Genomic DNA, 20940 nt, shown 5'->3' with positions numbered 1-20940 from the left:
TCGCTCGGTTTCTTGAAAGCATCTTTCTGTCTCTTTTTGAGCTTCTACTAATTCGGCTAATAATTTCCAAACATCATCGGCGGTAGTGGTCATAATTTTTCCTCTGAATTAACTTGATACTAACCTGATTATATCTTGTTTGAAGGATAGAGCCTGATGGCAGATAATGAAATAGTAGCGATTTTTTTTAATATGGCGGATCGCAATTGTAAGTCGAAATGGCTATCGATCATAGGAATTGGCGAAGATGGCTTAGAAGGGTTAAGTTCGGTGGGGCGAAGTCTGCTTTCTTTAGCATCAGTTATTGTCGGTGGTGAACGTCATCTGGCAATGTTACCCCCAGAGGATCAACGGCAAAAACTGCTCTGGACTTCTCCTATTCAAGACTCTGTTAACGAGATTATCCGCCTTCGTGGTCAATCCGTCTGTGTTTTGGCCAGTGGTGATCCCATGTGCTACGGGATTGGTGTCACCCTCACCCGTCAGATTCCCCTTGAGGAAATGACGATTATTCCCTCTCCTTCTGCCTTCAGTCTTGCCTGTAGTCGTTTGGGTTGGCCTCTGAGTGAAGTGGAAACTTTGAGTTTGTGCGGTCGCCCTCCGGCTTGGTTGAATGGGGTGCTTTATCCCGGTGCTAAACTGCTGGTACTGAGCGCCGATGCCCAGACTCCGGCGATCGCTGCTCGGCTGCTCCGGGAGGGAGGTTTTGGCGAGAGTTCCATCACGGTTTTAGAACATCTAGGGGGAACCCTAGAACGCCACATTCAAGGCATCGCCAACGATTGGGAGTTTACAGATCTGGCGGATCTAAATGTCATCGCCATTAGCTGCATCTCCTCCCATCCCCCCACCCTGGCGCCGCGCCTTCCAGGACTGCCGGATTCTGCCTACCATCATGACGGACAGTTGACAAAAAGAGAAGTTCGTGCTATCACTCTGAGTACATTGGCTCCCCTACCCGGACAATTGCTCTGGGATGTGGGGGCAGGTTGTGGTTCCATTGCCATTGAGTGGCTGCGGAGCGATCGCCGTTGCCAGGCTATTGCGATCGAACATCATCCCACCAGATTACAATACATTGCCGATAATGCCGCCGCCCTGGGAACGCCCCATCTGCAAATCGTCGCCGGAATCGCACCGAGCGCCCTGGAAGATTTACCGCAACCGGATGCTATTTTTATTGGTGGCGGTATCACCACACCCCACCTATTGGAAACCTGTTGGTTAGCCCTGCGCCCCGGGGGTCGTCTTGTTGCCAACACTGTTACAATTGAAAGTGAATTAGTCCTCTTGCAATGGCATAGTAAATTAGGAGGGGAACTGCTGCGGATTGGCATTGAAAAAGCCGAACCGGTCGGTAAATTTTTAGGTTGGAAAGCAATGGCCCCCGTAACCCAGTGGACTGTTCTGAAACCGAGATTGTAAATCCTTAATTTTCTCCTTGATCCCTCTTGCAAAAGTTGTCAATAGAACTTTTTGCTCTAATTCCTCTTCTTCTGGGCTTTGTCGATAGACTAAACCGCCACTCATCTTCTTGTCCTAATTCCAGTTGATAGTCTTATTATAATTATAGTTCCCAAAATTAGACAAAAATTTTCTAGTAACCAACGAAATTTTTAATCGTTATCATCAAAAAAATTAAATCTTTATTGTCCAATGCACAAGTTATACTATTTGTCAATATTTTTGTACTAATTGCCACATAATACAAATGCTCGCTATAATAGAATTAAGTTGTTGACATTTTCTAGTTTTCACTTTTTACTTAGTCTTATGGTTTCGCGACTAGATAAAACTAACGTCACTAAAATTATCTACCCCGATAGCGATGGTCAACCCCTGGCCGATAATACCCTGCAATTTCGTTGGATTACGACAATTAAAACTAATTTAGACTGGCTATTTCGCCAGCAGTCTGATGTCTTTGTTGCGGGGGATTTACTTTGGTATCCTGTGGAAAATGATAATAAACTGCGTCAAGCACCGGATATCATGGTGGTTTTTGGGAGACCAAAAGGGGAAAGGGGTTCCTATCGACAATGGCTCGAAAATAATATTAGTCCCCAGGTGGTTTTTGAAATCCTCTCTCCGGGTAACACCCTCACGGAAAGGGCCAAAAAACAGCTATTTTATCAGCGTTATGGGGTCGAGGAATATTATCTTTATGATCCCCATAAAAACGATGCCAGTGCTTGGATAAGAGGCGAAAATCAGCTAGAAATTCTAGAAACTCTCGATAATTGGGTTAGTCCCCGTTTAGGAATACGTTTTCAGTTAGGAGAACCGGAAATGTTGCTTTTTTATCCCGATGGACAAGCTTTCACTAGCTATAATCAGGAAAAACAACGAGCGGAACGATTAGCCAATAAACTGCGGGAATTAGGCCTTAATCCTGACGAAATCTAAGTTTATCTCTCGATCGCAGTTTAAAGTTAATCTTTGTTAAGAGACAAGTAAAAAATAGCCATAGTGGGCTATATGTATTTTCAGTATGATGAAGTTAGTTAGCTTAGTACAAAAAAACTCATGTTCAGGGATAATTGCTTTAAGCACGGCTAGTCGGAGTCCTATAGGTGAAGTTTATCTCGTAAATCTTCAGTTTTCAGTGCCAAGTTTACAGTCTCACTGCCAACGGGTAGAAATTTCACAGGTACATTATAAATTGTATATGATATTTGATGACCAATAACGAAATTACAGTTAACGACTACTCATCCACTAGATTATCAAGGGCGAGATTGACTCTCAAGGTTGATGGTCCTTATTTTCCTATGGTGAAATTCCAAAAACTTTTAGAGAGTTTTTCTATAATCCTGACGGAAATTGATCAAGAAATATCAGATACGGGAGAGGTGGGAGTAGAGTGGGCAATTACGGAAGTTCAACAAGGAAGTATTATTATGACAGCCGAAGCAAATATCCTTGATGAACAGGTGGAAACTGAGCGTCCTCAAAGAATTATCAATGTTTTTAGAGATAGTTTAGAAGAATTGATTAAGGAAAAACCTCAACGTCCCTTGTACTTCAACAATAAAGCCCTGTATAATGTCAAGAAGTTTAGCGAATTAATCGATCCAAATGATTTTGCTTATATCGAGTTTTCTACGGAAAATTGGAGGTTTTATGTTACTAAAAATATAGCGGCTAATGTAGATGAAATTACTCAAAATTTTTACAGTATTTATGGCTCTATTGAAGGGCAGTTAGTATCTATTAATATTGCCAATCGTCAAAAGATGGGGATTCGTAGCCTAACTGATAACAAAATTATTAAATGTTTTTTTCCTGAAGAACTTTTTGAACAAGCTAGAGAAGCTTTAGGAAAAAGAGTTTATGTTTTTGGGTTAATCCGGCAGTATTTGCATGGAGAAAAAATTAATATTCAAGTGCAAGAAATGAAAGTTTTTCCTGAAAAATATGCTGCTTCTTCCCTGTCTAATATTATCAATTCAATTAGAGGTTAGTCTTGAAAAAAAAGTCTATCAAAAAACATTATTGTGATTCGGGAATCTTTATCAGTTTTTTCAATGAAGAACCCCAGTATTATGAACAATGTAAGAATATTTTACTGGCAGCAGAACAGGGATATATTGAACTCTATACATCGGCTTTTACCATGGCTGAAGTTGTTTATATTAAATCTCTAAAAGCGAAACGAGATTTATCTGATTTAGAGCAGGAAAATATTATTAACAACCTATTTTCTAATGAATGGATAAAGTTAGTAGGATTTGAACGAGAGACATCGGAAATCAATCGTTATCTGATTAGGAGTTATAAACTACAACCCTTTGATGCACTACATCTCGCTACAGCGATTAGGATGAAGCTTGATTATTTTGATACCGTAGATCAAAAATTAATTGATAAAGTTCCACAAGAGGTTAATTTTTCTCCCAATTATCCCAAAAAAGTTATTATACAAAAGCCATTTATCGAGGGTTTTCAACCTCCCTTACCATTTCTATGATTAAACTGATGATATAACGTTTCTCACACCTGTGTGGCACAGTTAAACCTTTGCTGATTAAGCTTTTCAACATCGATAATGTACCTCTTGCGAACAGGAAACGCTATATATAATAATTAGCAATTAAATAGACTCGATTAATATTGTCAACATACTAAGATAAAAAAAGGTGGGCAAGTCCCACCTTTATCACTAAACTATTGTCCTTGCTCCACTGCTGCCACCATCAATAAAGTTTTGAGGACAGAATCAGGATTAAGACTGATAGAATCGATGCCTAATTCCACTAAAAATTGAGCAAATTCGGGATAATCACTGGGAGCTTGACCACAGATACCAATTTTGCGATTATGGGCTTTAGCGGTTTCAATGGCCATTTTCACCATGCGTTTAACTCCCTCATTCCGTTCATCAAAAAGATGGGCAACCAGGGCAGAATCCCGATCTAATCCTAAGGTTAATTGGGTCAAATCATTAGAACCGATCGAAAATCCGTCAAACACCTGAGCAAATTGGTCAGCAAGAATTACATTACTTGGTAACTCACACATCACATAAACTTGCAAACCATTAACCCCGCGTTCGAGACCATTTTTCGCCATTTCTTCGAGGACTCTCATCCCTTCTTCGGGAGTACGACAGAAAGGAATCATCGGAATCACATTAGTTAATCCCATTTCTTCCCGTACCATTTTCAGCGCCCGACATTCCAAAGCGAAAGCCTCGCGATAATTAGGATCAGTATAACGGGAAGCGCCGCGCCAACCGATCATCGGGTTTTCTTCCTTGGGTTCAAAGGGTTTGCCACCCAATAAATTAGCGTATTCATTGGATTTAAAATCGGACATCCGCACAATTACATCTTTGGGGTAGAATGCGGCTGCAATCATGGCAATTCCCCGGGCCAATTTATCGACGAAAAATTGGGGTTTATCCTCGTAGTGTTTGGTTAATTCGGCGATTTGGTCTTTTACGTCTCCTTCTTCCAATTCGTGGAATTTCAGCAAGGCGCTGGGGTGGGCCTGAATATGGTTAGCGATAATAAACTCTAGACGGGCTAAACCGACCCCTTGGGCAGGAATATCGGCAAAAGCGAAGGCTTTTTCAGGATTACCGATATTCATGAGGATTTTTGTCCGAGTTTGGGGCAAATTGTCCAGGGGAGTTTCAAGAATTTCAAAGGGTAGCAATCCGAGGTAAACTTTCCCTTCATCCCCTTCCGCACAGCAAACGGTGACTTCCTGACCGGTTTTAATCGTTTCCGTGGCATTATTGCAACCCACGATCGCCGGAATGCCCATTTCTCGCGCGATAATAGCGGCATGACAAGTACGACCACCCTGATTAGTAACGATCGCGCTTGCTTGTTTCATAATCGGTTCCCAGTCGGGATCCGTGCGATTGGTGACGAGAACTTCTCCCGGTTTAAAGTTGTTGATTTTATCTACACTGAGGATGACTCTGGCTTTTCCTTGACCGATTGCCGCACCTACACTCCGTCCCACCGCTAAAACTTGACTTCTTTCTTTAATTTCGTAGGATTTAAGGATATTAGCTGCTTTTTGCGATTGTACGGTTTCTGGACGGGCCTGAACGATAAAGAGTTCTCCCGTGATCCCATCTTTTGCCCATTCGATGTCCATGGGGGTGTAGGTTCCGCGCACTTGCGAGTAATGTTCCTCGATTTGGGTCGTCCAACGGGCTAAAGTAAGGATTTCTTGGTCACTAATGCAGAATTGATCCTGTTCTAGCTTGTTAACTCGGATATTCTTGGTTAGACGCGATCCTCCATCATCGTAGATCATCTTGATCGCTTTACTGCCGAGGCGTTTGTCGAGGATGGGTTTGTAGCCGTTTTTAAGAGTGGGTTTAAAAACCAGATATTCGTCGGGGTTAACAGCACCTTGCACGACATTTTCCCCTAAACCGTAGGCTGCGGTGATTAAAGTGGCATTTTTGAACCCTGTTTCCGTATCGATGGAAAACATCACCCCGGAGGTGGCTAGATCTGAACGCACCATTTTTTGGACACCGACGGAAAGGGCGACGGCAAAGTGATCGAAACCGTTATGATGACGGTAGGAAATAGCGCGATCGGTGAATAAAGAGGCAAAACATTTATGGCAAGCTTCTAAAACTCCCCTTACCCCTTGCACGTTGAGATAGGTTTCCTGTTGTCCGGCAAAACTCGCTTCGGGTAAGTCTTCGGCAGTGGCGCTTGAGCGAACGGCCACATCTATGGAATGATAGAGATCATCGCCATAACGTTCACAGAGTCGGCGATAGGCAATAGCGATCGCATGACTTAAATCATCGGGGAACGGTGTATTGAGGATTAATGTGCGCGCTTGTTTACCTTTTTCTTGCAAGTTCTGCACATCATTTTCGTCTAAATCTTGGAAAATTTGTCTTAATTGTGCGTCTAGTCCGGCTTTTTCGACAAAGTGACGGTAAGCGTAAGCGGTGGTGGCGAATCCTGTGGGGACATTAATCCCTTTCGGGGTTAATTGTTGGATCATTTCGCCTAATGAGGAGTTTTTCCCACCGACTAATCCCACGTCTTTGCTGTCTACTTCTTCAAACCACAGAATTAATGCTTGTTCTCTAGAGGTTCTCGCAACATCTTGTAGTAGCATCATAAGTATTTTTACCTCTGTACTTTATACTTTCAGTTTAGCGACATACCATCTTCAAAAACCCTTGAGTTTGATATTTATTTACAAAACTCTATAATAGCAAACTCAGCTACGATCACCCTATCTCTAAAGGGTTTAATTGTCTAGCTAGTTGATACAAAAATTAATAAACTAATCAGGAGTCTCAACAGTAACTTTCCTCAATGATAGCCTTAGTTATCTCAAAATAGTTACAGCAGTTATCTCAATGGTGAGATAAGTAGGTGGGTGGAATTAAATATAGGATGAACGTAGAACGTAGGTTGGGTTGAAGCATGAAACCCAACGCCCGCATAGTTTACAGTACCGCTAACCCATCCTACAAATAATTGTGCCTCCCTACTTAGGAAGTTTTCGTTTTGGGGAGTCGGTCGTCAGCAGTCAGGAGTCAATACCAAATTAGGTTATACTTTTTTTTATGAGAAGGGCTGTAATTTAGCTTTAGGCATTTTCAAGGTCTGATAATAGTTCTTCTTCTGTTAAGTCAATCATCCCTACGCCAAAATCGGTCAATCTCAATAAAAAATTAACCCTATCCACTCCTAATAAATTGGCAGCCATACCCGATGAAATACGTTTCATCTCAAAGAGTTTTACTACCATAGCCCAGGTTGCTTCTCTCTCGAATTCCTCTTGCGTTTTTTGAAGAAAGTCGGGTAAATTTTCAGGATAATTTATGGTGAGTTGTAAAGTCATATCTCGTGCTATATTTATCTCATTTTTCTAGGTTGGATTTCACCTAGTTTATCTCCATCCAACCTAGATTTATTTATAGTTGTGTAATGGTGACATCAACAGTTTTAACCGTAGTTCCCAAACTGGATAAAGGAGGTTGAATTTCCTGTTCATTACCCACCACAAGAGTCACAATTTGATTCGGTTGCAGATATTGTTGGGCCACTCGTTGAATATCGGCAATTGTCACCCCTTTTACCGCTTGTTGATAACGGAAGATAAAATCTTGGGGATAACCATAGTATTCATAGGTCATCAATCGCGATAAATTTTGAGCAGGTTTCTCAAACTTAAAAACAAAAGAATTGAGAATAGCATTTTTAGCGTCTTCTAATTCTTTGGCAGTAACGGGTTGATTGCGAAGTCGCTCGATTTCGCCTAAAATTGCCTTAATAAAAGGTACGGTGGCATCGGTGCGAGTTTGACCTCCAGCAATAAATAAACCGGGATAATCATAACGACTATTCCAGATACCATAGACAGAATAAGCTAATCCTTGACGGGAGCGCACTTCATTAAATAAACGACCACCAAAACCGCTTAAAATCTCATTTAATACCGTTAAAGCGGGATAGTCGGGACTATCCAAACGACCCCCAAGATGACCTAATAAAACGCTACTCTGGGTTAATTGGGGTTGATTGACAACAAAGACACCTTGAAGATTTTTTTGGGTTGCAGAAGGGGTGACAATTTTAGTGGCAGTTGCGGGATTTTTCCAATCGCCAAAAGTTTTATTGATTAATGCTTTCATCGACTGAGAATCAAAATCACCGACAATTCCTAAAATTATTTGGTCGGGACGGACATAGGTACGATAAAAATCGATTAAATCCTGACGGTCAATATTAGCTAAAGTGCTATATTCTACAGTACGAGCGTAGGGGCTATTATCACCATAGACTAGCTTTCTAAACTCCCGACTAGCAATATCATCGGGATCATCATTACGTCGGGCAATCGCCCCTTTTTCCTGAACTTTGGCTAATTCTACCCTCTGACTTTCAAAAGCTGGGGAACGCAAAACCTCGGCAAAGAGATTAAAAACTGTTTCTAAATCTTCACTAAGAGCGCTAAAACTAGCAGTTCCAGCGTTAAGATCGATCGAGGTTTCTACTAGGGCTGCTCTTTGTTCTAATAACTGATTTAAGACATTAGAAGGATGTTTTTCAGTGCCACCACTACGCAGCACGGTTCCAGTAATATCGGCTAATCCGACTTTTTCCCCGGATTCTAATCTCCCTCCTGTCCGAATCATCGCCGTACCACTCACTAAAGGTAAGCTCCGATCCTCCACTAAATAAACCACCATACCATTATCTAGTTGATAACGTTCGTATTGGGGAACTGTAACTTCAGGAAGGGGAGGAAAAGTTAAATCGGTAAAATGTCGCGGGGTTTGGGCAATTGCCGGGGAACGAAAAGCTAGGACACCTATCAGGGTGAGCAGGATTAAACCTAGCCATTGTAAGCGTTTTTTCATGATTTGAGTCAAAATTATCGGAAGGAATAGATAAGAGGGAGTAAAAAGCAAACTTGGCCGCTTGTTACTTCGGTAAAATTCGGCCAATAGTGCGATTTTCGGGGGTAAAAGTCTCTTTAGCCACCCGTTGAATATCAGCTGCCGTGACAGCATTATAAGCATCTAATTGGGCGAATAAATTACGCCAATCGCCGGTTTTTACCTCGTATTCAATCAAGGATCGCGCCATGCCCATGTTAGAATCAAGACCTCTTAATAGGGCTGCCCGTAGTTGATTTTTAACCCGTTCTAATTCCTGTTCCGAAACCGGTTCATTTTTCAATCTTTCCAATTCCAAATTCAAACTCTGCGCTACTTCCTCCACACTGGCATTAGGAGCGGTAAGAGCATAGAATAACAGCAAATTCGGGTATTTATCTCCCGGAAAGCCGTTAAATCCCTGAGCAGCGAGGGCAAGTTGTTTGTCCTCCACTAAAGCTTTATACAGTCGCGAAGTTCTTCCTTCACTCATTAAAGTGGCGATAACCTCGTAAACCGCATGATCGGGATGATTGAGGGCGGGACGATGGTATCCTTCTAAATACCAAGGCTGCGAGGCTAATTTTAGGGTAATTTCCTTTGTTTTGGTTTGGTTCGGTTCCACTACCGTCACCTGGGGGGGTTTCGGTTTAGCGGGAAAACGACCAAAATAAACCTTAGCTAACTGTTTGACCTGTTCTGGGTCCACATCCCCGGCGATAGCTATGGTTAAATTACTGGCAGCATAAAATTTATCGAAAAAGTTTTGGATATCTGAGGGTTCCAGATTGCGAATATCTCGATCGTAGCCGATAACGGGACGTTTGTAGGGATGGACAGTATAAGCTTGATCGAGAAAAGCTTCGATTAATAGACCCAAGGGGCTATTATCCGTCCGCATCCGTCTTTCTTCCAGAATTACGTCTTTTTCTTTGTAAAATTCCCGTTGGAACACCGGTTCTAAAAATCGTTCCGATTCCAAAGACATCCACAATTCCAATTTATTCGACGGGAAACTGTAAAAATAGCTAGTTGCATCGGTGGAAGTGGTGGCATTTAAACCGACTCCTCCCTGAGTTTCGACGATTTGCCCGTATTCGTTGCGTTGGACGAATTTCTCGGACTCTGCCTTCGCTTGTTGAAATTCTTCCGTTAATTTAGCCACTTCTGCGCTTTTACTCGCTTTTTTGGCCGCTTGCAGTTCTTTGTCTATAGCTTCAAGGCGATCGAGGACTTTTTTCTCGCTAAGATAATCGGTAGTACCGATGGTTTTTGTGCCTTTAAAGGCTAAATGTTCCAAAAAGTGAGCAACTCCTGTTTTACCGTCCGGTTCATCGGCACCTCCCACATCCGCATAGGTGACAAAGGAAATAACCGGGGCATCGCGATTTTCTAGGATAATGAATTTTATTCCGTTATCGAGGCGAAATTCGGTAATTTTTTGTTGAAATTGCTTAAGGTAGGGGGTAATCGATTGCACATCGGCTGATTGCTCTTTCGCTTGGGCAAGAAGGGGTGAGAAACTCCCAAAACCCCAAAACACAAGGAAAGCGACCCAAAAGCCGATTACAGCCCGATAATAGGGGTTATTTTTAATGATCATGGATAGTTTTATCAGGTATCGTGGGAGCGAGAGATCGATCGCTATCTTCGATCTTAGCAGTCGATTGTTAGGAGAGGGGGAGTGGGAATTGTGAATTATGAATTATGAATTATGAATTATAAATTATGAATTGGGAAGTGGGGAAGTGGGGAAGTGGGGAAGTGGGGAGAATAAATAAAAGCAATCTCCTGACTCCTATCTCCTGACTCCTGTGTTTTAGACAAAAAATCTCCCCCTAAAGAGGAGAGAAGTCAAAAAAAGCACGAATAACAATGGGGGGGAGGCGGTTTTTATAGGTCGCCACCACGAAAAGCTAGTAGGAAAATGACAAAGGGGCCAGCTAACATGATTAGCGCCACGAAGGTGAGTTGAAAAATGGGTTCTAAATTGAGAGCCGCAAATAATTCCATGATGTCTCCTAACCTGTTTACAATGATTTAAAAGGCTAATCTGGTCAAAACCATTGTCTATCATACAGGGGATGATTCGCTGGTTTTCCTGATTCGATACAAAAATACATAAAGTTTTGTTGCAATTCTGAATTTTCCCGCTTTCCTCTTTCCTTCCCACCGAGGGACCATCTCAATGTTCAACTCTCTGACCACATCTCCCGACTCGTTAACCCGGATTTATACTGGTTTTCAGGCACTCTCGGATCCCCTGCGACTGCAAATTTTGCAACTGTTGCGACATCAGGAATTATGCGTCTGTGAATTGCGCGACCATCTCGATATCGCCCAATCTAAATTATCTTTTCACCTAAAAACGCTAAAAGAAGCTAATTTAGTCCGCAGTCGTCAAGAGGGTCGTTGGATCTACTACAGCCTAAATCTGTCTCAATTTCTTCTCCTAGAAGAATATCTATCCGAATATCGTCGTTTTGCCGCCCTTGTCCCCGCTCGTTTCTGCGAGGAAAATCAGTAACCAATCAAGATTTTTAGAAATATTAAAGCTTTATAACTAGCTTTTACCCTTGACATATCAACTTTTTTTGAAATAATAAAGTTGGGTTGCCCAATCTCCCATTATTCCCTTTCCACCTTTATGCGATGACTAATCAAATCAATCCTAAAGCCGCCAAAGCTGGCGGTAGCCTTAGTGTTTTTGAAAAATATCTTACCCTTTGGGTTATTTTCTGTATTTTGGCGGGAATTGCCCTCGGTCGGTTATTTCCGGACGTAGCGCGGACTTTAGATGCCATGAGTATCTATAACGTTTCTATTCCGATCGCCATCTGTCTTTTCTTCATGATGTATCCGATCATGGTTAAGATCGACTTTTCTCAGGCTCTCCGGGCTGCCCGTACTCCGAAACCAGTTATTTTAACTTTAGTGGTTAATTGGCTGATCAAACCCTTTACCATGGTGGCGCTGGCTCAATTTTTTCTCGGCTGGCTGTTTCTGCCTTGGTTGAGTCAAACGGAGATTATCCGAGGACAGACGGTAAGTTTAGCTAGTTCCTACACTGCTGGAGCTATTTTACTAGGAATTGCTCCCTGTACGGCCATGGTCTTGATGTGGGGCTATCTTTCCTACAGTAACCAGGGTCATACCCTAATTATGGTAGCAGTCAATTCCCTAGCGATGCTTTTTCTCTACGCTCCCCTAGGTAAATGGTTACTGGCAGCTAATAATTTTGTAGTCCCCTGGCAGACCATTGTTCTTTCTGTGTTAATCTACGTTGGTTTACCGCTTATTGCCGGTATCTATAGCCGTCACTGGATTTTTAAACATAAAGGACGGGCCTGGTTTGAATCGCGTTTTCTTCACTATCTCAGTCCTGTGGCAATCACTGCCTTATTGTTAACCTTAATCCTCCTCTTTGCTTTCAAAGGCGATTTAATTGTTAGTAATCCCCTGCATATTTTCCTGATTGCTATTCCCCTCTTTATTCAAACTAATCTGATTTTTTTTCTTAGTTATGTGGCCGCTCTCAAACTCAATTTAGTTTACGAAGATGCGGCTCCCGCTGCTTTAATTGGTGCTAGTAATCATTTTGAGGTAGCGATCGCCACTGCGGTGATGTTATTCGGATTGAATTCGGGGGCTGCTTTAGCGACAGTAGTGGGGGTATTGATTGAAGTACCTGTGATGTTAATGTTGGTAGAATTCTGTAAAAAAACCGCCTTTTGGTTTCCCAGAGATCCAGAAAAAGCCACCCTTCTCGATCCTCGTTGCTTGAGTTCTTACAAATAATTATTCACCATGATCCAATCGACTCACAAACCGAGAATTCTTTTTCTGTATGGCTCTTTGCGGGAACGTTCCTACAGTCGTTTATTAGCGGAAGAAGCTGCCAGAATTATCACTGAATATGGGGCAGAAGTGCGCTTTTTTGATCCGCGTGAATTGCCGATTTATGGCAGTGTTCCCGATACTCATGCCAAGGTGCAAGAATTACGAGAATTAAGTCAATGGTCTGAGGGTCAAGTCTGGTCATCTCCCGAACTTCACGGCAATATTAGCGGCATTATCAAAAACCAAATTGATTGGATTCCCTTAAGTATTGGTGCGGTTAGACCTACCCAAGGCCGCACCTTAGCAGTCATGCAAGTAAGCGGAGGTTCCCAATCTTTTAACGCGGTTAATACCCTGCGAATTCTTGGTCGTTGGATGCGAATGTTTACTATTCCTAATCAATCTTCGGTGGCTAAAGCTTATCAAGAGTTTCACGAGGATGGCACGATGAAAGATTCCCCCTATCGAGATCGAGTTATTGATGTGATGGAGGAACTTTATAAGTTTACCATTCTCCTGCGAGATCAGGTAGATTATCTGACTGATCGCTATAGTGAAAGGAAGGAAAAAGAGAAAAAACGGTGTTAGGGGTTGGGTGTTGGGGTGTTGGGGTTTTAGTTGAATTTCCCCATTTCCCCATTTCCCCATTTCCCTATTTCCCTATTTCCCTATTTCCCCATTTCCCTATCCCCTAATTAAATTTCTAGGAGTTAAAATTGTGAAAAAAGTCATGTTTGCCTGTAGAAAAAATTCCTGTCGTTCCCAAATCGCCGAAGGTTTCGCTAAAACTTTAGGCGCGGGTAAAATTGCCGTCACAAGTTCCGGATTAGAAGCGGCCAAAGTTCACCCCGGTGCAATCGCAGTTATGGAAGAAATTGGCATTGATATTACTGACCAAACTTCTAAATCAATTAGGGATTTTAATCCCGAAGATTACGATGCCGTTATATCCCTATGTGGTTGCGGTGTCAATCTGCCGGAAGGATGGGTTTTACAGGAAATTTTCGAGGATTGGTTAATTGATGATCCCGATGGTCAACCCATCGAAACTTTTCGCCGAGTTCGCGATGAAATTAAGGCTAAAGTTGTGGGATTAATTGAACAGTTAAGTAGGTAGGTGTTAAAAGTTGTCAGATCCCCACCTTATCAAGGAGTTTGGGTAGGGTTGATTCATGAATCAACCCTACTATGAATCAACCCTACTATGAATCAACCCTACTATGAATCAACCCTACTATGAATCAACCCTACTATGAATCAACCCTACTATGAATCAACCCTAGGGGGGCAGGGGGGATCAGAGGCAAAATCTATTTTTAATTTAATTATAACTACTTACTTAAGTTAATTTTCCCCAAAAATCTTCGGCTCTCTTGTCGTTTGTGTGATAGATTTTAGCGCTCGAATCTGTCTTCCTCTCTCTGTCCTTTGTGTCTCTGTGGTTTATCCCCAAGAGAATCTTTTTTCCAGTCTATCCCTTCGGGGAGAAAAATAATAAGGGGAACCACAGTTGATGAAGAATATCTTCATTAATCCGACGCACTGCTAACCATTCCAACATATTGGAACGATGGCAGGTGGCTACAGTGATCGCACCGATATCATCTTCTTCTGCTGCCGTCAAAACTTCTAATACAGGTGTTCCTTGTCGCACTTGGCTCTGTACTTGCAAACCGAGTTTTTCTAGTCGCGCTTGCACCGATTCTAATTCCCGACGGGCATCATTTAAACGAGATTCGGTGACACCGGGATCGCGACTGATATTTTCCACTACCCGGAGGAGAAGACATTGCTCAAAAGAGCCAGGGGAGCGAGTTTGAGCGTATTTTTCTATCTGTTCAATTAGATAAATCGCGTCGGTACTGCCGTCGTAGGGAATTAATAAATGTTTCCAGAGATGTTGACAGCGCAGGGCTAATTCATCGCGAGTATAAACTGATAATAATTGCGGTCGGAAAATCAGCAGCGGAATATCGGTAATACCTGCGATCGCTAAACTGGTACTACCGAATAATTTTTCTTGGACAGCACCGCGCATGGGATTTCCCATCAAAATCACGTCGATAGAGTGATGAGCGAGGATTTCCCGCACGGCATCCACGGGACGACGGTTAGAGATTTCGACAATAACTGTCATGCCGTCGGGAATATTTGCTAAAGCTGGGGATAATTTTTCTTTAGCCGCATCAATTTTTCCTTGATCTACGGCAGCTAGGGTGGGTTGTTCCCAAACCGGAATACTGTGGAGGAAGATAACTTGTTTTAAGCCGCTCAGGGCTAAGTGTGGCACACAATGGACAAGACGATGGAGACCATCGAAAAGATCTGTACAGATCAAAGCGCGCTCGAACATAAATTAACCCCTAGCAATTCGGTTATCCTTCCCTAAGAATAGCTAAAAAGGTGAAGAAATGCGCCCCGCATCCCTAGCTCGTTTCCGGAGAAACCCAGCCGGAGAAAGAGGTCGCCCGCAGGGGTGAAATGAGTTATTGGGGAGCCCAGGGATTAGAATCTAGACCCCACTGGTGTTTGAGAAAAGCTTTGTACATATTTTCTCTGACCATCATTTGTTCGTAGAGCTTGATCAGGAAATCCTGCGCTTGCTCCTGACTCATTTTTTCTACCTGAGTCTGAAAAGAACGAATGTTGAACTGTTGTTCTAAGGAAAGTTCGATCGGTTGAGACATGGTGTTCCTCCTCGATGAAGACAGTGGTTGATAACAAGCGAGATGGGTGATTGGTATCACCTTTTTTAACTAATGTAACAAATACTTGACAAAGTGTCAATGTATCTGTAAAGAGGGTTTTGCTTTTTCCCTCCCGTTAGCTAGGATACCCCGCCGCCAAAAGGAAAGAAGCATATAATGATACATTTAGCAAGAGTTTTAATAAAATTTTGCTTACTGTGAACAAATACTTAAGTAGTTATACTTATTTTTTTCCATGGCAGCCCGGAGCGAGAGAAAATATTTGACAAATTGTGTAAACATTCTGTAATAATCGAAGAGAGCGACATAAATCGGGTAAGTTGAATGATTAGCCCTGTTAACAGCTAAAAAGCGTAACTCCTAGATTCCGTTACTCTCGTTGAAATCGTTAAGGATAGTCAAAATTGACGGCCACAGCCGCTATCGTGCAGAAACTACAAGCTTATCGCTGGGAAACATCCTCCTTAGCTCTGTTTGCCTTAAAAAAATCAGGATACAGGCACGGAATGTCGCACAAGTTTTTACATCACCCTATACTTGGAGGAATCCATCATGTCCGTTCGTCTATACGTTGGTAATTTGCCCAAAGAATCCGTCGAGCGCGAAAAATTACAGGCGCTTTTTGCCGATGAAGGGGATACGATCACCACTAAAGTCATCAAAGATCGCAAAACTGGCAAATGTCGCGGTTTTGCCTTCGTTACCGTCCCTAGTGATGAACTAGCCGACCAGTTTATCGAAAAATACAACGGCCAATCCTTCATGGAAAACCCGATCAAAATCGAGAAAGCTCTCCCCCGGAGCAAGGGAGGTAAAGAAGAAGGAGAAGAAGCAGAAGGGCCGGAGGCCAGCGTAGAAACCCCGGAAAAAGTCGAAAGACCGACTCCGAAACCGACGACGGCAGCACCGCGCAAATCCAGTAGTGGTGGTGGCGGCGGCGGCAAAAAACGCAAGGCTGAACGGGGTGGCAATAATGCTCCGAAAGTTACCAGCGATGGTGACGCTTTACAGCCAGATCCCCGTTGGGCTAATGAATTGGCTAAACTCAAGGAAATGTTAGCAGCTCAGGCCACTAATCCCTAATTGCATTGACAAGAGGGCAAGGGATAGCCGATAACTAAGAGGTTCAAAACATCGCTTTTAGGAATGTGCATCATGACAGCAATCGATCCGGTCATTCTCATGAAACAGGAGGTCGGTAAAGCCGCCGCTAATCTAGTTCAATCTAATTCGGTCGTGGGATTGGGAACTGGTTCAACAACGGCCTACGCGATCGAATATCTGGGTGCTAGACTGCAAAGCGGGGAAATCAGCAATATTGTCGGGGTTCCTACTTCTTTTCAAGCGCAAGTTTTGGCTAGGAAGTACGGAATTCCCCTCACTACCCTCGATGTCATCGTGAAGATGGATATCGCTATCGATGGGGCCGATGAGGTGGATCCCCAGAAAAACCTGATTAAAGGCGGCGGTGCTGCCCATACTCAGGAGAAAATTGTCGATAGTCTCGCCGATATTTTTGTCGTGGTGGTGGATGGCAATAAGCTGGTGGATAAGTTGGGATCGACTTTTCTTTTGCCGGTGGAAGTGTTACCCATGGCCATGACTCCGGTGATGCTGAAATTAGAGGCCCTCGGTGGTAAACCTTCTCTCCGTATGGGAGTGAAAAAAGCCGGCCCCGTGGTGACAGATCAAGGCAATTTAGTTATCGATGTTAAATTTGATAGTATCGATGATCCGGCTGATTTGGAAAGAACTATTAATAATATGCCGGGGGTTTTAGAAAATGGTTTATTTGTCGGGGTTGCTGATCTGATTCTCGTCGGTGAAATTATCGACGGTAAGCCGGTAGTCCGCGAGATTAGGTAGGATTAATTATTCTTAATCTAATAGTGAAACAGGCCTGCGGCCTGTTTTGTTATTATGGGTATATATAGACAAAGAGCAAAATAACGAGAGGCTATAGGTTAATAAAAAATATGTCCCTTTTTGACAGAAAATACTTGGGAAGATTGCAACCAACGGGACTCAAAAGAACTGAGATGAGTGGTGGTAATTAAAGTTTGAAAACGGTCTTCGATCGCATCTAATAATTGATTTTGTCGTTCGATATCTAATTCCGCTAAAACATCATCGAGGAGTAGTAGGGGAGGTTCCCCGATAATCTGCTCTAATAACTGTAATTCCGCTAATTTTAAGGCTAAAACTAAGGTTCTTTGTTGTCCTTGGGAACCGTAGGATTTAGCGGGGTTTTGGTTAATTAAAAAATCCACTTCATCCCGGTGGGGACCGACTACCGATGTCCCTAGTTGTTTCTCTGCCAAACGACGGGTTTCAATCTTATCTAAAAAAGCCCTTTGTACCCCATTGACATCATCTTCTACCCAAGGCACATTAGGAATATATTGTAATTCTAAAAATTCGGTTTTTCCGCTAATACTTTCGTGCCATTTTTGGGCTAAAGGAATTAATCTTTGCAGGACTCGCGCCCTTCTTCTCGTTACTCTTGAACCGGTTTCTGCTAGTTGTAAATCCCAGAGTTTTAGCTGGGATAAATCTCCATAAACTTTTCCCTCTAATTCCTGTTTACGAATCTCTTTTAAGAGAGCATTTCTTTGTCGTAAAACCTGATTATATTGCTGTAAAATATGAACGTATAGGGGTTCTAATTGAATTAATAAAGTATCTAACCAATCTCGGCGAGCTTCCGGACCACCGCGCACTAAATCCAGATCGAGACTAGAAAATTGTACCGCATTAATCACGCCCAAAAAATCGAGATGACGGCGCAGGGGTTGACGGTCACGGATCACGGTGCGACGACCGGAAGAACGGAGAATTAAACTTAATTCTGATGCTCCATAAAGACGATTAACCCTAGCAAAAATTCTCGCCTCCGAGTCCGATTCTAGCACCAGATCCCGATCCTTGCTGACTCGATGGCTCTTGAGAGTGGCCAAAAGTTCGATCGCTTCTAGTAAATTGGATTTTCCCTGAGCATTATTGCCCAATAATATTGTTTTTTTGGACTCGAATTTTAGCAACTGTTCGGCATAATTTCTAAAACTGTGAAGATGTAGGTGTTCGAGATACATTGCAAGTTGGGGGTTAGCTGTTGGGGGTTGGGGAAGTGGGGTGTGGGGTGTGGGGGAGTGGGGAGAAAACAACTGATAACTGATCACTGATAATGGCAGCGGTTTAGGGTTAAGTGAATTTGGTATAATTCCTCTTGACAATCAATATTTTATAGTAGCTTTTACCTTGAAAATTCCTTTTTTGCCTTTAAAACAGACTGAAAGTCTATCTAAACTCGCTTTGATTGCTATACTCGCTTTTGATGCTTCTGTTTCCCTCGCAGGACAATTTCCCGATGGCAGAATATTTTTTGAGAGTTCTCCCACTCTGGTTAATTTCTCCGCTACTTTCCAATCCGTGCGTACTTGGGGGGCAAAATACTATCTTACCATCGCTCTACCGCCGTCTCTCGGGGCACCCTTGGGTAAAGTAACCATACAACAGCAGCCTAATATTCAAACTATTGCTTTTCTTCTCGATCAAACCTTTGCTTTTCTTGGCGATCGCAATCAGCGAGGCGAAAAATTAACCCTAAAATCCACTACTTTTGACCCCAATACTCAGACGATCACGGTCATTTTTGATCCTCCTGTCCCCCCCGGTAATACCGTTTCCATCGGTCTGAAACCAGTACGAAATCCTGATTATGGTGGTGTCTATCAGTTTGGAATTACTGCTTATCCCCCCGGGGAGAATTCTCCCGGATTATATCTAGGTGTCGGACGTTTAGCAATTTATGAGGCTGGCGATCGCTGGTAGGCCGTTCCGCGTCTAAAAACAGTAAACAGTGAGCAGTAATCAGTGAGCAGTAAATATGAGATGACTGCTCTAACTTTCCCCTCTGAGTTTTAGAAAAATTTAACTTTATTCAATCCATGAACATCTGTTCAGATGTTATACTAAAGTCAGTAAAGAAGTTCCGAGGTAGTAACCATGATCGCTGTCACCACCATGAAATGTGCTTGTGAATCCTGTACGTGTCAAGTATCGATCGCCGATGCCATCAAAGAAAACGATAAATACTACTGTTGCCAAGCTTGTGCCGATGGTCACGTTAAAGGGAAAGGCTGTGGACACCCGGGCTGTGTTTGCGGTTAAATTTAGTTATTGGGGAGAAGGGGACAAGTATCGGCATGGAAGATTTGATCGATACCTCCCTTTCTCAACTTTCCCTTAATAACCGATCAGGAAAAAACATGGCCCTAGAGAAAATAGCACCGGTTTGTGGGGAATCCCATCACCAAGAGGGGAAATTTCAGCACTTGCAGGGATTAGAAATCGAAAAAGCCCAAAAAATGGCCGAATTTTTCAGCCTTTTGGGGGATGCCAACCGCCTCAGAATTCTGTCGCTTTTAGCCAAAAGAGAATTATGTGTTTGTGATTTAGCCGACGATTTAGGGATGAGTGAATCGGCCGTATCGCACCAGTTAAGAACCCTAAGAGCCTTAAGATTAGTTAAATACCAAAAACAGGGACGGAGAGTCTTTTATCGTCTTGCCGATCATCATGTTCTTGACCTTTATTATGCGGTCTCGGAACATTTAGAAGAGCCAGCGGACGAGGATTAAAACAGTCCCAAAGCGGGTAAAACAAACTGTAAGAGCAGAGAACCAATCCCCTGCACCATTTGGTCTAATTGAGCGTTGCCACCACCTTGTTCTCGCGGTTTTAGGGCGATTTCCATGCCTTTAATAAAATTCTCTGCCGCTTCGTAACCGGGGGTATTACCTTGTCGTTGAAAGAGAGTCGAAGCCATTTGAGCGTCCTGGGCCGCTAGCGCATTTTGTCCCAGACGATAGTGAGCCATGGCCCGGGCCAGATAAGCTGGAGCATATTCTGAGTTAATTGTCAAGGCCTTATTAAAATTTTCTATAGCGGCGCTGGTGCGTCCCTGTTTTCCTTCCACCATTCCTAGACCATAGAATAGTTCAGGAGTACCGGCACTACTGGGAATTCCCACCGCACCCTGCACGTATGCAGTGTCTAGTTTGGTGTTGTCGAGGTTAGCATTATTGAGATAAGTGCCTCTTAAATCCGCACCCGTCAAGATTGCCCCGGTTAAGTTCGCTCCAGTCAGATTAGCACCAAAAAGAGAGGCTCCAGTTAAATTTGCGCCACTCAGATCCGCCCCACTTAAATTAGCTTGACTAAGATTGGCCCCGACGAGATTGGCCCCATTTAATTTTGCCCCGACTAGATTCGATTGCACTAACCCCGAACCGCTCAGATCGCATTGGGGACATTTTCGGGTGGATAATAATTGCTGTAGGTGGTTTAAATCTTCCCCATAACCAACTAGGGAGAAGTTCAGGGGAAGACTGAGGACGAGGGTTAGGGCGATCGATTTGTACATAGTTTAAAAAGAACTCTATTTATTCTTATTGATAATAACCATGCGATCAGGGCCAATCGCTGAACTAGATTCTGCTTGAGAAATCA

The 20940-nt window shown here is 42.9% G+C and carries 22 protein-coding genes and 1 pseudogene; 13 read left to right on the top strand and 10 right to left on the bottom strand.

Annotated elements, in window-relative coordinates; translation table 11 throughout:
- A pseudogene (locus IM456_RS15045) lies at window positions 1-93 on the bottom strand (DUF3782 domain-containing protein); the annotation flags it as partial.
- 63 nt (window positions 94-156) lie between these two features.
- Between IM456_RS15045 and cbiE the strand changes: the two are divergent.
- The 4 genes from cbiE (at window position 157) to IM456_RS15025 (ending at window position 3970) form a co-directional block, all read left to right on the top strand.
- Window positions 157-1425: a precorrin-6y C5,15-methyltransferase (decarboxylating) subunit CbiE gene (gene cbiE / locus IM456_RS15040; RefSeq protein ID WP_287691664.1), complete on the top strand. Its 1269-nt coding sequence runs from the start codon at window positions 157-159 to the stop codon at window positions 1423-1425.
- Between the two features lie 348 nt (window positions 1426-1773).
- Window positions 1774-2406 carry a Uma2 family endonuclease gene (locus IM456_RS15035; RefSeq protein ID WP_287691663.1) on the top strand — a complete coding sequence of 211 codons (633 nt, stop codon included), beginning with the start codon at window positions 1774-1776 and terminating at the stop codon, window positions 2404-2406.
- Window positions 2407-2678: 272 nt separating this feature from the next.
- Complete coding sequence (locus IM456_RS15030; RefSeq protein ID WP_149985675.1) at window positions 2679-3464, top strand: hypothetical protein; 786 nt, start codon at window positions 2679-2681, stop codon at window positions 3462-3464.
- A 2-nt stretch (window positions 3465-3466) separates the two neighbouring features.
- Window positions 3467-3970 (top strand): type II toxin-antitoxin system VapC family toxin, encoded by a 504-nt coding sequence (locus tag IM456_RS15025; RefSeq protein ID WP_149985674.1) that lies wholly within the window; start codon window positions 3467-3469, stop codon window positions 3968-3970.
- A gap of 197 nt (window positions 3971-4167) precedes the next feature.
- Here IM456_RS15025 and ppsA read toward each other — a convergent pair whose 3' ends face one another.
- The 5 genes from ppsA to psb30 form a co-directional block, all read right to left on the bottom strand.
- Window positions 4168-6609, bottom strand: coding sequence for a phosphoenolpyruvate synthase (gene ppsA / locus IM456_RS15020; RefSeq protein ID WP_045360340.1), 2442 nt, complete (start codon window positions 6607-6609; stop codon window positions 4168-4170).
- 477 nt (window positions 6610-7086) lie between these two features.
- A complete protein-coding gene (locus IM456_RS15015) occupies window positions 7087-7341 on the bottom strand; it encodes a UPF0175 family protein (RefSeq protein WP_149985672.1) in 255 nt (84 codons plus the stop codon).
- 73 nt (window positions 7342-7414) lie between these two features.
- On the bottom strand, window positions 7415-8863 hold the full coding sequence (locus IM456_RS15010) for a M16 family metallopeptidase (RefSeq protein WP_149985671.1): 1449 nt from the start codon (window positions 8861-8863) through the stop codon (window positions 7415-7417).
- A gap of 64 nt (window positions 8864-8927) precedes the next feature.
- Window positions 8928-10484 carry a M16 family metallopeptidase gene (locus IM456_RS15005; protein ID WP_287691658.1) on the bottom strand — a complete coding sequence of 519 codons (1557 nt, stop codon included), beginning with the start codon at window positions 10482-10484 and terminating at the stop codon, window positions 8928-8930.
- A 290-nt stretch (window positions 10485-10774) separates the two neighbouring features.
- The gene (gene psb30 / locus IM456_RS15000) at window positions 10775-10894 is read right to left on the bottom strand and encodes a photosystem II reaction center protein Ycf12/Psb30 (RefSeq protein WP_002736367.1); all 120 of its coding nucleotides are present in this window, start codon (window positions 10892-10894) and stop codon (window positions 10775-10777) included.
- Between the two features lie 175 nt (window positions 10895-11069).
- On the opposite strand from psb30, the gene IM456_RS14995 reads away from it, so the two are divergent.
- From IM456_RS14995 to arsC, 4 genes are all read left to right on the top strand, one after another.
- Complete coding sequence (locus IM456_RS14995) at window positions 11070-11408, top strand: ArsR/SmtB family transcription factor (RefSeq protein WP_052275460.1); 339 nt, start codon at window positions 11070-11072, stop codon at window positions 11406-11408.
- A 125-nt stretch (window positions 11409-11533) separates the two neighbouring features.
- Window positions 11534-12679: an ACR3 family arsenite efflux transporter gene (arsB, locus tag IM456_RS14990; RefSeq protein ID WP_149985669.1), complete on the top strand. Its 1146-nt coding sequence runs from the start codon at window positions 11534-11536 to the stop codon at window positions 12677-12679.
- 9 nt (window positions 12680-12688) lie between these two features.
- Entirely contained in the window at window positions 12689-13309 is a 621-nt protein-coding gene (arsH, locus tag IM456_RS14985) for an arsenical resistance protein ArsH (RefSeq protein ID WP_079205466.1), read from the top strand.
- A gap of 130 nt (window positions 13310-13439) precedes the next feature.
- Window positions 13440-13838, top strand: coding sequence for an arsenate reductase, glutathione/glutaredoxin type (gene arsC, locus IM456_RS14980; RefSeq protein WP_149985667.1), 399 nt, complete (start codon window positions 13440-13442; stop codon window positions 13836-13838).
- Between the two features lie 354 nt (window positions 13839-14192).
- Here arsC and IM456_RS14975 read toward each other — a convergent pair whose 3' ends face one another.
- Both IM456_RS14975 and IM456_RS14970 read right to left on the bottom strand, forming a co-directional pair.
- Window positions 14193-15074: a universal stress protein gene (locus IM456_RS14975; RefSeq protein WP_149985666.1), complete on the bottom strand. Its 882-nt coding sequence runs from the start codon at window positions 15072-15074 to the stop codon at window positions 14193-14195.
- A gap of 133 nt (window positions 15075-15207) precedes the next feature.
- Entirely contained in the window at window positions 15208-15408 is a 201-nt protein-coding gene (locus IM456_RS14970; protein WP_002739006.1) for an NblA/ycf18 family protein, read from the bottom strand.
- A 573-nt stretch (window positions 15409-15981) separates the two neighbouring features.
- Here IM456_RS14970 and IM456_RS14965 point away from each other — a divergent pair.
- Complete coding sequence (locus tag IM456_RS14965; RefSeq protein WP_149985665.1) at window positions 15982-16512, top strand: RNA recognition motif domain-containing protein; 531 nt, start codon at window positions 15982-15984, stop codon at window positions 16510-16512.
- A 72-nt stretch (window positions 16513-16584) separates the two neighbouring features.
- Entirely contained in the window at window positions 16585-17295 is a 711-nt protein-coding gene (gene rpiA / locus IM456_RS14960) for a ribose-5-phosphate isomerase RpiA (protein WP_149985664.1), read from the top strand.
- 98 nt (window positions 17296-17393) lie between these two features.
- Here the strand turns inward: rpiA and recF are convergent, their stop codons facing one another.
- Window positions 17394-18521: a DNA replication/repair protein RecF gene (gene recF, locus IM456_RS14955; RefSeq protein ID WP_149985663.1), complete on the bottom strand. Its 1128-nt coding sequence runs from the start codon at window positions 18519-18521 to the stop codon at window positions 17394-17396.
- 166 nt (window positions 18522-18687) lie between these two features.
- Between recF and IM456_RS14950 the strand changes: the two genes are divergently transcribed.
- The 3 genes from IM456_RS14950 to IM456_RS14940 all read left to right on the top strand — a co-directional run bounded on the left by IM456_RS14950 (window position 18688) and on the right by IM456_RS14940 (window position 20069).
- The gene (locus IM456_RS14950; protein ID WP_149985662.1) at window positions 18688-19260 is read left to right on the top strand and encodes a DUF2808 domain-containing protein; all 573 of its coding nucleotides are present in this window, start codon (window positions 18688-18690) and stop codon (window positions 19258-19260) included.
- Window positions 19261-19434: 174 nt separating this feature from the next.
- Entirely contained in the window at window positions 19435-19599 is a 165-nt protein-coding gene (locus IM456_RS14945; RefSeq protein ID WP_287691654.1) for a metallothionein, read from the top strand.
- A 35-nt stretch (window positions 19600-19634) separates the two neighbouring features.
- The gene (locus IM456_RS14940) at window positions 19635-20069 is read left to right on the top strand and encodes an ArsR/SmtB family transcription factor (protein ID WP_172970471.1); all 435 of its coding nucleotides are present in this window, start codon (window positions 19635-19637) and stop codon (window positions 20067-20069) included.
- Here IM456_RS14940 and IM456_RS14935 read toward each other — a convergent pair.
- Complete coding sequence (locus IM456_RS14935) at window positions 20066-20854, bottom strand: pentapeptide repeat-containing protein (protein ID WP_149985661.1); 789 nt, start codon at window positions 20852-20854, stop codon at window positions 20066-20068. The two genes, IM456_RS14940 and IM456_RS14935, sit on opposite strands and share 4 nt — an antisense overlap.
- Window positions 20855-20940 lie beyond the last annotated feature (86 nt).

This window comes from Microcystis sp. M079S1 (assembly GCF_020246425.1).
GTDB lineage: Bacteria > Cyanobacteriota > Cyanobacteriia > Cyanobacteriales > Microcystaceae > Microcystis > Microcystis aeruginosa.
The sequence above is the reverse complement of the archived record's forward strand: the minus strand, read 5'-3'. Positions and strand labels throughout refer to the sequence as shown.